Annotated in this window: 12 protein-coding genes; 2 read left to right on the forward strand and 10 right to left on the reverse strand. The window is 72.2% G+C overall.

Going from position 1 to position 11,207, the window contains the following annotated elements:
- Nucleotides 1–29: 29 nt before the first annotated feature.
- From purM to ACFWIS_RS30855, 3 genes are all read right to left on the reverse strand, one after another.
- The gene (purM, locus tag ACFWIS_RS30845) at nucleotides 30–1,115 is read right to left on the reverse strand and encodes a phosphoribosylformylglycinamidine cyclo-ligase (RefSeq protein ID WP_380459343.1); all 1,086 of its coding nucleotides are present in this window, start codon (nucleotides 1,113–1,115) and stop codon (nucleotides 30–32) included.
- A 98-nt stretch (nucleotides 1,116–1,213) separates the two neighbouring features.
- On the reverse strand, nucleotides 1,214–2,797 hold the full coding sequence (gene purF / locus ACFWIS_RS30850; RefSeq protein ID WP_380459341.1) for an amidophosphoribosyltransferase: 1,584 nt from the start codon (nucleotides 2,795–2,797) through the stop codon (nucleotides 1,214–1,216).
- A gap of 240 nt (nucleotides 2,798–3,037) precedes the next feature.
- Nucleotides 3,038–3,886: a diacylglycerol kinase gene (locus ACFWIS_RS30855; RefSeq protein WP_380459338.1), complete on the reverse strand. Its 849-nt coding sequence runs from the start codon at nucleotides 3,884–3,886 to the stop codon at nucleotides 3,038–3,040.
- 126 nt (nucleotides 3,887–4,012) lie between these two features.
- Here ACFWIS_RS30855 and ACFWIS_RS30860 point away from each other — a divergent pair, with 126 nt between their 5' ends.
- Entirely contained in the window at nucleotides 4,013–5,296 is a 1,284-nt protein-coding gene (locus tag ACFWIS_RS30860) for an adenylosuccinate synthase (RefSeq protein WP_380459335.1), read from the forward strand.
- A gap of 138 nt (nucleotides 5,297–5,434) precedes the next feature.
- A complete protein-coding gene (locus ACFWIS_RS30865) occupies nucleotides 5,435–6,037 on the forward strand; it encodes a GNAT family N-acetyltransferase (protein ID WP_380459333.1) in 603 nt (200 codons plus the stop codon).
- A gap of 86 nt (nucleotides 6,038–6,123) precedes the next feature.
- Here ACFWIS_RS30865 and ACFWIS_RS30870 read toward each other — a convergent pair whose 3' ends face one another.
- The 7 genes from ACFWIS_RS30870 to ACFWIS_RS30900 form a co-directional block, all read right to left on the reverse strand.
- Nucleotides 6,124–6,342 (reverse strand): acyl-CoA carboxylase epsilon subunit, encoded by a 219-nt coding sequence (locus ACFWIS_RS30870; protein WP_380524064.1) that lies wholly within the window; start codon nucleotides 6,340–6,342, stop codon nucleotides 6,124–6,126.
- Nucleotides 6,343–6,456: 114 nt separating this feature from the next.
- The gene (locus ACFWIS_RS30875) at nucleotides 6,457–7,566 is read right to left on the reverse strand and encodes a methyltransferase (protein ID WP_380459328.1); all 1,110 of its coding nucleotides are present in this window, start codon (nucleotides 7,564–7,566) and stop codon (nucleotides 6,457–6,459) included.
- 46 nt (nucleotides 7,567–7,612) lie between these two features.
- Nucleotides 7,613–8,353, reverse strand: a complete 741-nt coding sequence (gene fabG, locus ACFWIS_RS30880; RefSeq protein WP_380459326.1) for a 3-oxoacyl-ACP reductase FabG — start codon at nucleotides 8,351–8,353, stop codon at nucleotides 7,613–7,615.
- Nucleotides 8,350–9,384, reverse strand: a complete 1,035-nt coding sequence (locus tag ACFWIS_RS30885; RefSeq protein WP_380524065.1) for a beta-ketoacyl synthase N-terminal-like domain-containing protein — start codon at nucleotides 9,382–9,384, stop codon at nucleotides 8,350–8,352. The genes fabG and ACFWIS_RS30885 overlap by 4 nt, the downstream gene beginning before the upstream one ends.
- Before the next feature lie 85 nt (nucleotides 9,385–9,469).
- A complete protein-coding gene (locus ACFWIS_RS30890) occupies nucleotides 9,470–10,702 on the reverse strand; it encodes a beta-ketoacyl-[acyl-carrier-protein] synthase family protein (RefSeq protein WP_380459321.1) in 1,233 nt (410 codons plus the stop codon).
- A complete protein-coding gene (locus ACFWIS_RS30895; RefSeq protein WP_380459318.1) occupies nucleotides 10,699–10,947 on the reverse strand; it encodes an acyl carrier protein in 249 nt (82 codons plus the stop codon). Before ACFWIS_RS30895 ends, ACFWIS_RS30890 begins: the two co-directional genes overlap by 4 nt.
- A 35-nt stretch (nucleotides 10,948–10,982) precedes the next feature.
- Complete coding sequence (locus ACFWIS_RS30900; protein WP_030289532.1) at nucleotides 10,983–11,189, reverse strand: MbtH family protein; 207 nt, start codon at nucleotides 11,187–11,189, stop codon at nucleotides 10,983–10,985.
- Nucleotides 11,190–11,207 lie beyond the last annotated feature (18 nt).

Raw genomic sequence — 11,207 nt, forward strand, 5'->3', positions numbered from 1 at the left:
GGAGGGGCCCTCTCGCGTCCGCGGGCCGGTCAGCCCGCGGTGAAGCCCTCGTAGGCGTTGTACAGGGCCGCGCCGGCCTCGTGCTCGTCGGTGCGCTCCACGATGTCGCCGAGCAGCCAGGCCTCGACGCCGCGGTCCTCCAGGATGGACAGCACCGCGTCCACCGAGTGCGGCGGGACGACGGCGACCATGCCGACGCCCATGTTGAGCGTCTTCTCCAGCTCCAGGGTGGCCACCCGGCCGACCTCGGCGACGGTCCGGAAGACCGGCAGCGGGGTCCAGGTGCCGCGGTCCAGGCGGGCGTGCAGGCCGTCCGGGACGACCCGGGCCAGGTTGGCCGCCAGGCCGCCGCCGGTGACGTGCGAGAAGGCGTGCACCTCGGTCGCGCGGGTGAGCGCCAGGCAGTCCAGCGAGTAGATCCGGGTCGGCTCCAGCAGCTCCTCGCCGAGGGTGCGGCCGAACTCCTCGACCTTGCGGTCCAGCTTCCAGCCGGCCTCGTTCAACAGCACGTGGCGGACCAGCGAGTAGCCGTTGGAGTGCAGGCCGGAGGCGGCCATCGCGATCACCACGTCGCCGGCCCGGACCCGCTCGGAGCCCAGCAGCGCGTCGGCCTCGACCACACCGGTGCCGGCGCCCGCGACGTCGTACTCGTCCGGGCCGAGCAGGCCCGGGTGCTCGGCGGTCTCGCCGCCCACCAGGGCGCAGCCGGCCAGCGCGCAGCCCTCGGCGATGCCCTTGACGATCGAGGCGACCCGCTCCGGGACGACCTTGCCGACGCAGATGTAGTCGGTCATGAACAGCGGCTCGGCGCCGCACACCACGATGTCGTCCACGACCATGCCGACCAGGTCGTGGCCGATGGTGTCGTGCTTGTCCATGGCGGCCGCGATGGCCACCTTGGTCCCCACGCCGTCGGTGGCCGAAGCCAGCAGCGGCCGCTCGTAGTTCTTGAAGGCGGACACGTCGAAGAGGCCGGCGAAGCCGCCGAGACCGCCGACCACCTCGGGGCGGTTGGCCTTCTTCACCCACTGCTTCATCAGCTCGACGGCGCGGTCGCCCGCCTCGATGTCGACACCGGCGGCGGCGTAGGTGGCACCGTTCTGGTTCGTGGTCACTGCGTGCGGCCCTTTCGGGTCAGGGTGGGGGCGGTTCGTTACAGCAAGGGAGTGGAACGGCGGAGGGGCCCCGGTTCGCGGGACCCCACCGTGCGTTCCTACGGGCGGCGCAGCGCGTCGGCCGCGCCCGCCCCGCCGAGCAGCGACTGGACGCCGTCCAGGTCGCTGCCGCTGGTCGGCTTGCCGCGGACGGCGGGCTGCTGCCGGCCGCCCTTGATCTCGGCCTCCAGCAGGAGCTTGCCGAGCAGCGCCGGGTCCGGCAGCTCCATCGGGTACTCGCCGTCGAAGCAGGCCCGGCAGAGCTTGTCCTTGGGCTGCTTGGTGGCCTCGATCATGCCGTCGATCGAGATGTAGGAGAGCGAGTCGGCCCCGAGGGTGCGACCGATCTCCTCGATGGTCATGCCGTTGGCGATCAGCTCCGCGCGGGTGGCGAAGTCGATGCCGAAGAAGCAGGGCCACTTCACCGGCGGCGAGGAGATCCGGATGTGCACCTCGGCGGCGCCCGCCTCGCGGAGCATCTTCACCAGCGCGCGCTGGGTGTTGCCGCGGACGATCGAGTCGTCCACGACCACCAGGCGCTTGCCGGCGATGACCTCGCGCAGCGGGTTCAGCTTGAGCCGGATGCCGAGCTGGCGGATCGTCTGGCTGGGCTGGATGAAGGTGCGGCCCACGTAGGCGTTCTTCACCAGGCCGGAGCCGTACGGGATGCCGCTGGCCTCGGCGTAGCCGATCGCGGCGGGGGTGCCGGACTCGGGCGTGGCTATCACCAGGTCGGCCTCGACGGGCGCCTCCTCGGCCAGCCGACGGCCCATCTCCACCCGGGAGAGGTGCACGTTGCGGCCGGCGATGGAGGTGTCGGGGCGGGCCAGGTAGACGTACTCGAAGACGCAGCCCTTGGGCTTGGCCTCGGCGAACCGCGAGCTGCGCATGCCGTTCTCGTCGATGGCGATCAGCTCGCCCGGCTCGACCTCGCGGATGAAGGAGGCGCCGCAGATGTCCAGCGCCGCCGTCTCGGAGGCGACCACCCAGCCGCGCTCCAGCCGGCCGAGCACCAGCGGGCGGATGCCCTGGGGGTCGCGGGCGGCGTAGAGGGTGTGCTCGTCCATGAAGACGAGCGAGAACGCGCCCTTGACCTTGGGCAGCACGACCTTGGCCGTCTCCTCGATGGAGAGGTCCGGGTGGCCGGCCAGCAGGGCGGTCACCAGGTCGGTGTCGTTGGTCGCGGCGGTCCGGCCGGAGCGCGATACGTGCTCCTCGCCGGGCAGTTCGGCGACCATGGCCGCCAGTTCGGCGGTGTTCACCAGGTTTCCGTTGTGCCCGAGGGCCAGCGAACCGTGCACGGTCGCCCGGAAGGTCGGCTGGGCGTTCTCCCAGACCGAGGAACCGGTGGTCGAGTAGCGGGCGTGTCCGACGGCGATATGCCCGTGCAACGACCCCAGCGAGGCCTCGTCGAAGACCTGGGAGACGAGCCCCATGTCCTTGAAGACGAGAATCTGGGAGCCGTTGCTCACTGCGATGCCCGCGGATTCCTGACCGCGGTGCTGCAGGGCGTAAAGGCCGAAGAACGTGAGCTTGGCGACCTCCTCGCCGGGAGCCCAGACTCCGAAGACGCCGCAAGCGTCCTGGGGGCCTTTCTCACCGGGAAGAAGATCGTGGTTGAGTCTTCCGTCACCACGTGGCACGCCTTCGAGTCTAGGGCAGTTGACCAGGGCTTCCGGAACCCGGGAGGCCCGGTTCGGACCGGGATCGCGGAGTAACGCGCGTAGACAAAACCCCTTACGGGGCCGGGAATTCGGGTGGGGGAATTCCGGCGGACGGCGGTTGGCCTTGTGGTTCGCGCCCGTTGGGGCTTTCCGTGTGCGGACCGGTGATCGGCGGGCGACCCCGAACGTGAGCCTGCTCACCCGTCGTTCACCCGGAGGTCACGCCGCGGGCAGCAGCAGGCCCCAGGCGCCCGGGTGGACCGTCCAGGTGCGGGCGCGCACCGGGCCCACCGGGTGGCCGTCCGCCTCGTAGCCGAAGCCGCGCCCGACCACCGAGACGCTCGCGGCCCGCGCCCGCACCAGCGCGCCCGGGCCGCGGACCACCACCTCCAGCACGCCCGCGCCGGCCGCGTCCCCGGCGCCCGGGAGGAAGACCTGCACCAGCCGGACCGGGCGGTGCACGTCGGCCAGCAGCCGGCCGTCCGCCTCGACCCGGACCCGGGCGCTGTGGTCGACGGGCTCCGGGGTGAGTGCGTTCGCCTGCTCGGCCGCAGCCAATTTCGCCCATAGCGAACGCCAGCCACCCGGACGGCCCCCCGGCCGGCGCCCGCCGCCACCGATGATCCGCACCCCGCCCAGGGCCACCCCGCCGCCGTCGTCCACCAGCAGGTCGAAGGTGCGCGGCGCGCCCGACAGCACCGCCCGCGCCGCCCGCACCGGCTCCCCCGGCACGCCGAGCGCGCGGGCCGTCGCCAGCTCCTCCGCCCGGCCGACCGGAACCATCCCCACCGGATCGGCACCCAGCTCACGCTGCCGGTGCAGGGCCTGCAGCACCCGCTGCAGCGCCAGGTCGGAACCGATCACCACCGGTCTCCGCCGACCTCGGTGCGAAAGCATCCGGTCGAGTTCGAACGGGCTCTCCGGATAGGCCACCTTGGCGTCCGCGCCCCCGCACAACACGTCCTTCGCGATCCGCACCGACTCCCCGTCGGTCTGCCGGGCCACCGGGTCGAGCAGCAGCAGAAGGGGCTCGGGACCGCCGGTAGCAGGCGTGGACAGGGACGACACGACCGGTCCTTCCTCAGGTAATCTCTCGGTGCAAGAGCCCCTTGCGCCATTGCGCCAGGGGCTTCGTCTATCTCGGGGCAGACTGCGGCCTACGCAGGATGCCCCAACCGGAAGGGGTGTACGCCTGTGCCGGCACTCGTGCTCGTTGGCGCTCAGTGGGGGGACGAGGGCAAGGGGAAGGCCACCGACCTCCTCGGCGGCTCCGTCGACTACGTCGTCCGCTACCAGGGCGGCAACAACGCCGGTCACACGGTGGTCATCGGCGACCAGAAGTACGCCCTGCACCTGCTCCCCTCCGGCATCCTCAGCCCGAACGTGACTCCGGTCATCGGCAACGGCGTCGTGATCGACCCGGGCGTGCTGCTCTCCGAGCTCAACGGCCTGAACGAGCGCGGCATCGACACCTCGAAGCTGCTGGTCTCGGGCAACGCCCACCTGATCACCCCGTACCACCGGACCATCGACAAGGTCGCCGAGCGCTTCCTCGGCAAGCGCCGGATCGGCACCACCGGCCGCGGCATCGGCCCGACCTACGCGGACAAGATCAACCGCGTCGGCATCCGGGTCCAGGACCTGTTCGACGAGTCGATCCTGCGCCAGAAGATCGAGGCGGCGCTGCACGACAAGAACCAGATCCTGGTCAAGCTCTACAACCGCCGCGCCATCCCGGCCGACCTGGTGGTCGAGGAGTACCTGGGCTACGCGGAGAAGATCAAGCCCTTCCTCGCCGACACCACCCTCGTCCTGGACGAGGCCCTCAAGGCGAACAAGGTCGTCCTGCTGGAGGGCGGCCAGGGCACCCTGCTGGACGTCGACCACGGCACGTACCCCTTCGTGACCTCGTCGAACCCGACCGCGGGCGGTGCCTGCACCGGCGCCGGAATCGGCCCGACCAAGATCGACCGGGTCATCGGCATCCTCAAGGCCTACACCACCCGCGTCGGCTCCGGCCCGTTCCCGACCGAGCTGCTCGACGAGGACGGCGAGGCACTGCGCCGCATCGGCGGCGAGCGCGGCGTCACCACCGGCCGCGACCGCCGCTGCGGCTGGTTCGACGCCGTCATCGCGCGCTACGCGACCCGGGTCAACGGCCTCACCGACTTCTTCCTCACCAAGCTCGACGTGCTGACCGGCTGGGAGCAGATCCCGGTCTGCGTCGCGTACGAGATCGACGGCCGCCGGGTCGAGGAACTCCCGTACAACCAGTCCGACTTCCACCACGCCAAGCCGATCTACGAGACGCTGCCGGGCTGGACCGAGGACATCAGCAAGGCGAAGACCTTCGCCGAGCTGCCGAAGAACGCCCAGGCCTACGTGAAGGCGCTGGAGGAGATGTCGGGCGCGCCGATCTCCGCCATCGGTGTCGGCCCGGGCCGGGACGAGACGATCCAGATCAACTCGTTCATCTGATCGCTCACCTGACCGCTCTCCACGAAGGGCCCCGCGGGACGCCGTCCCGCGGGGCCCTTCGTTCTGCGCCACGTCGAGACAATTGAACTAGTGCATAAACGCATTGCCTCTAGTGCAGAGTAGCGCTACGTTCTGGGCATGACCGCGAAGCAGCCCGCACCCGTCACCCTCACCGGCAGGCACATCCGCCTGGAGCCGCTGGAGCACCGGCACACCGCCGACCTCTGGGCCACCGTCGGCCCCGACCCCGAGGTCTGGCGCTGGACCATGTCCCTCCCGCCGGCCACCGAGGAGGACCTCGGCCAGGACCTCGACGCCCGCATCGCCGAGGCCGCCACCGGCGAGTGCGTCTACTTCGCCGCCGTCGACCTCACCACCGGCACCGCCGTCGGCATCACCGGCTACCACGACATCAGCACCCGGAACGAGTCCCTCGAGATCGGCGCCACCTTCTACGGCCGCTCCTACTGGCGCACCGCCGTCAACACCGAGGCCAAGCTGCTGCTGCTCACCCACGCCTTCGAGGACCTCGGCATGGGCCGCGTCTACTGGAAGACCGACGCCGACAACGAGCGCTCCCGCAACGCCGTCCTGCGCCTCGGCGCCCAGTTCGAGGGCGTCCACCGCCGGCACCGCCTCCGGCCCACCGGCACCTGGCGCGACACCGCCTACTTCTCGATGCTCGCCGGCGAGTGGCCCGCCGCCAAGTCCCGCCTCACCGAGCGCCTCTCCCGCGGCTGACCGGCCGGCCCCGGCGGGGGCGGGGTCGGCGGGGGCGGGGTCGGCGGGGCCGGCCCCGGCGGGGGCGGGGCCGGCGGGGAGTGGGGTCAGGCGACGATCTGCCATGACGTGGTGGGGACGGGGGGCCGGAGCGAGACGTCGTGCCAGCGGACGGTGCGGCGGGCGGGGCGGGGCGCCGGGGCGGCGGCACTGCGGGCTCTTCGCAGGAGCAGCACGGTGAGGGCGGCGATCTCCTCCGGGGTCAGGTCGGTCCGGTCGGTGCGGAAGAGGGCGGGCCGTTCGGGCTGGACGGGCTGGACGGGCATCTGGGCCTCCTGGTGCGGGAACCCCGACGGCCCCGACGCGGTGCGTCGGGGCCGTCGAGGGGGGTTGGCGGCGCTGGGGTCGGGCGTCAGGCGTCAGGCGTCAGGCGTCAGGCGTCAGGCGTGCTTGACGAGCAGCAGGCGGTGCATCGGGGTGTCCAGCAGGGCGACCCTGCGCAGGCCGGCGTCGGCCAGCCACTGGTCGTAGTCGTGCACGGTGAAGGCGTCACCGCCGCCGGTGGCGAGCATGGAGGCGGCGAACAGCCGGAAGAAGCGGTTCTGGGTGTTCCCGTCGGTGCTGTCCTCGTCGACGATGTGGTCGGCTATCGCGATCACACCGTCCTCGGTGAGCGCCTTGGCCGAGCGGAGCAGCAGCTCGCGGGCCGACTCGGGGGTCTGCAGGTGGAAGATGTTGACGAACAGGGCGACGTCGACGCCGGTGCCCCAGTCGTCCGCCCAGAAGTCGACGACCTCCGGGTTGAAGCGCTCGGCGACCCCGAGGCGGTGGGCCTGGGCGTTCGCGATCGGGATGATCCGCTCGGCGTCCAGGGCCCGGGCGTTGAGGCCGCTGAACTCCTGGAGCAGCAGCTGGCTGTAGATGCCGGTGCCGCAGCCGACGTCGAGCAGGGTACGGCCGGTGCCGTCGGTCCAGCCCTGCTCGCGCAGCGCGGTGGCGAGGGTGGCGGCGATCGGCGGCGCCCAGAAGTTGATGCCGCGGACCAGGGAGGTGTAGTCCTCCTCGGAGATCTGGTTGAGCTGCTGGGAGCCCTCGGAGTTGCGGGCGCCGGTGCGGACGTTGGTGGCCAGGTTGCGCCAGGCGCCCCAGGCCACGTTGCGGTCGTGCCGGATCTTGCCGACCAGGCTGTACAGGCCCTCGGGGGCGAAGATGTCGTGCATCTCCGGTGGCAGGGTGTAGACCGCCTGGCCGTCCGCCGCGCGGCTGCGCTCGACCACGTCGTAGGCGGCCAGGCCGTCCAGCAGGACGCGGGTGGCGCGCAGGTCGGTGCCGAGACGGGTGGACAGCTCGCCGGCCGTGGCCGGGCCGCTGATCAGGGCGGTGAAGGCGCCGAGGTCGTGGGCGGCCTCGATGACACCGGTGGCCCAGATGCCGATGAGGTGCTCGTACATCCGGTGGGCGGCGCTGACGCCGCTGCCACGGCCGGGGAGCAGCTCGGTGTCGACCAGCGGGGTGTGGTTGTCGAAGGTGCGCACGGCGGGGATGGTCATGGTCGTATCTCCTAATCGAAGTTGACGGTGCGTCTGGTGCGTCTGGTCACAGGACGATTCCGCCGTCGATCTGCAGGACCGAGCCGGTGAGGTAGGCGGATCGCGGGCCCGCCAGGAAGGCGACCGAGTCGGCCACCTCGTCCGCCGTGCCGAAACGGCCGAGCGGGATGTGCTTGAGCGCGTCGGTGCGCTGGTTGTCGGTGAGCACCGAGGTCATGTCGGTCTCGATCATTCCGGGGGCGACCGCGTTGACCCGGACCCCGTACCGGCCGACCTCCTTGGCCAGGGCGCGGGTGAGCGCGATGATGCCGGCCTTGGAGGCCGCGTAGTTGCTCTGGCCGGGGTTGCCGTAGACGCCGGAGACCGAGGAGAGGGTGATGATCGAGCCGCCGCGGCGCTTGACCATCGGGAAGGCCACCGCGCGGCACAGGTTGGCGGTGCCGTTCAGGTTGGTGTCGGTGACGGACCGCCAGTCCTCGTCGGCCATCAGCAGCAGGGGCTTGTCCCGGGTGATGCCGGCGCTGGCGACGGCGACGGTGATCGGGCCGAGCTCCTCCTCGGTGCGGGTGACCCAGGCCCGGACCGCGGCGGCGTCGGTGACGTCGACCTTCACGGCCAGGACGCCGACGCCGAGGGCGTCGAGTTCCTTGGCCAGGAGGTCCGCGGCCTGCTGGTCGGACTGGTAGCAGAAGCTGATCGCGTAGCCCTCGGCGGCCAGTCGCAGGGCCGCCGCCTTGCCGATGCCGCGGGAGCCGCCGCTGATCAGGGCGATGCCCGGGGTGCTCATCGGCCACCGCCGGTGAGGCGCAGGACGGCGCAGGCGGCCAGGCCCTGGTGGTCGAGCGAGGCGATCACGGCGAGGCGGCCGGCGGCCGCGGGGTCGTGCTCGGCCAGGGACAGGACGGTGGTGAGGGAGAAGACGGTGCCCGCGGAGCCGGTGTCGCCGAGGAGTTCAGCCGTGCGGATCCGGCTGACGGCCTCGGCGCCGACCAGTTCGGCGAGCTGTGCCTCGGCCGGCTGCCCGGTGACGGCCGCGGCCCAGACCTGGTCGGGTGTCGCGTCGGCCTGGGCGAGGGCGTCGCGGACGGTGGCGGCCAGGGCCGCCTGCGGGTCGTCGTCGACGTCCAACCGGACGTCCAGAGCCAGCAGTTCGGCCAGCACCCGGCGACCGGGCGGCAGCGTCCGCGCGGTCTCCACCAGCAGCACGGCACTGCCCTCGCCGGTCGGCTGGTCGTGGTCGCCGGCCAGCCACTCGCGGGCCTCGGACTGCTCCTCCACCGCGCCGACCACGGCGCGTTCGGCGCGGCCGGCCGCCAGCAGGCGGCGGGCGTAGCCGAGGGCGAGCAGTCCGCCGGCGGCGCCGCCGGCCAGGGTGGTGTTGGGGCCCTTGAGGTCGAAGCGGATGGCGGTGGCCGCGGCCGGGCCGTTCATCAGCACGTTGGGCATCAGCTGGGCGGGCACGTCGTAGGGCTTGTCGCCCTCGAAGGAGGCCCGGCTGAACCCGGCCGCGCTCTGGGCGCTGCCGAGGGTGGTGCCGAGGACGAGGGCGGTGCCGCCGCCGGTGGCGATCGGGCTCTGCGCGGCCTCGGCCTCGCCGAGGAGTTCGCGGACGGCGGTGACGACCAGGCCGGTGGCCCGGTCGAAGGTGCGGGTGCCGGCCTTGCCGAGCACCTTGCGGGTGTCGAAGTCGGGTACCTCGTGGGCCGGTTCCCCCCGGCCGACCCCGGCCGCGAACGCGTCGCGGCCGAGGCCGAACGGGGAGACGGCGGACCACGCGGTGATCAGCGGCCGGTCCCGGTGGATCGTGGTCGCACTCATGCGCACCTCTCGATGGTTCGCTCGCTGCGCTCGGCGGGGGCAATCGCCCACGCGCTCCTCTCGATGGCTCGCTCGCTGCGCTCGCTCATCGGCTGGGCTCCTCGTCATGGCGCCCCAGGACGACGGAGGCGTTGTTGCCGCCGAAGGCCAGTCCGTTGTTGACCACCACCCGGAGGTCCGCGGGGACGGAGTGGTTGGGCACGCAGTCGATCTGGCACTGGGGGTCGGTGGTGCGGTGGTTGACGGTGGGCGGGACGAACCCGTGGGTCAGCGCGAGCGCCGAGGCGGCCGCGCCGAGCGCGCTCGCCGCGCCCATCGAGTGGCCGAGCATCGCCTTGAGGGCGACGGTGCGCGGCGGGGTGTCGCCGAAGACCTCGCGGATCGCGCGGGTCTCGGTGATGTCGTTGGTGGGGGTGCCGGTGCCGTGGGCGGAGACGAGGTCCACCTCGGCCGCCTTGACCCCGGCGTCGGCGAGCGCCAGCTCCATGCAGCGGGCGACGCTCGCCTGGTCGGGCGCGGTCGGGTGGTGGGCGTCGCAGTTGAGACCGTAGCCGAGCAGTTCGGCGTAGATCCGGGCGCCGCGGCGCCTGGCGGACTCCAGCGTCTCCAGGACGAGAACCCCCGCGCCCTCGGCCGTGAGCAGCCCCTCGCGGTCGGCGTCGAACGGACGGCAGACGTCGGAGGAGACCAGGCCGAGCCGGCTGAACCCGGCGAAGGTGCGGCGGCAGATCGCGTCCGCGCCGCCGACGACGGCGATGTCCGCCTCGCCGGTGCGCACCGCGTCGAAGCCGTCGCCGATCGCGTAGTTGCCGGCCGCGCAGGCGGTGCCGAGGACGGCCGGGACGACCCGGGGGAGCCGCAGCTCCCGGGCGATCGCCAGGGCCAGCTGGTGGGCCGGCAGGCGGCCGGCCACCAGCTGGTCGGCCGGGTGCTCCGGCCCCTTCGCGACGGACTCCGCCATCAGCTTGTCCAGCTCGGGGGCCTCACCGTCGGTGGTGCCGATGGTGATCTGGGCGCGCAGTCCGGCGAGCTCCTGCTCGTCGAGGCCGGCGTCCTGGACGGCCATCCGGGCCGCCGCGACGGCGAACTGGGTGGCGCGGCCGAGCTGTTCGACCGCGAGGCGGCGGATCCACTGCTCCGGCTCGAAGCCGTCGACCTCGTGGCCGTTGGTGCGCAGGAAGCCCGTGGTGTCGAAGCTGGTGATCGGACCGGCGCCGCAGCGGCCCTCGCGCAGGGCCGAGGTGAACTCCTCCACGCCGTTGCCGATGCTCGACAGGACGCCGATGCCGGTCACCACCACGCGCTGCGGCTCGCTCATCGGGCGGTCGCCCGGGAGAGGACCTCCAGCACGGCGGCCAGGTTGACCATGTTGGGCAGCTCCTCCTGGGGGATGGTGACGTGGAACTCCTTCTCCAGGCGGGCCAGGACCTCGATGGCGTTCAGCGAGTCGGCGCCGTAGTGGTCGATGAAGTGGTCGGTGAGGGTGAGCTCGTCGAGCTCGAGGTCGAGGCAGTCGGCGACGATCTCGCGGACCTTGGGCTCGTTGATGGCGACGGTGCTCATGGGGTGCTCCAGAGGTGTGTTGGGTGAGTGGGTGCTCAGGCGGTGGCGTCGATCAGGCTCTGCGGGCGCAGGTCGGTCCAGGTGCGCTCGATGTGGTCCAGCGCCTCCTGCCGGGTGCTCGCGCCCTTGACGGTCCGCCAGCCGGCCGGGACCTCGGCGAAGGCGGGCCAGAGGCTGTGCTGGTTCTCGTGGTTGGCGAGGACGAGGAAGGTGCCCTGCTCGTCGTCGAACGGATTGCTCATGATTTCTCGGTCCTTTCG

The sequence above is a fragment of the Kitasatospora sp. NPDC127060 genome, from assembly GCF_042724935.1.
GTDB lineage: Bacteria > Actinomycetota > Actinomycetes > Streptomycetales > Streptomycetaceae > Kitasatospora.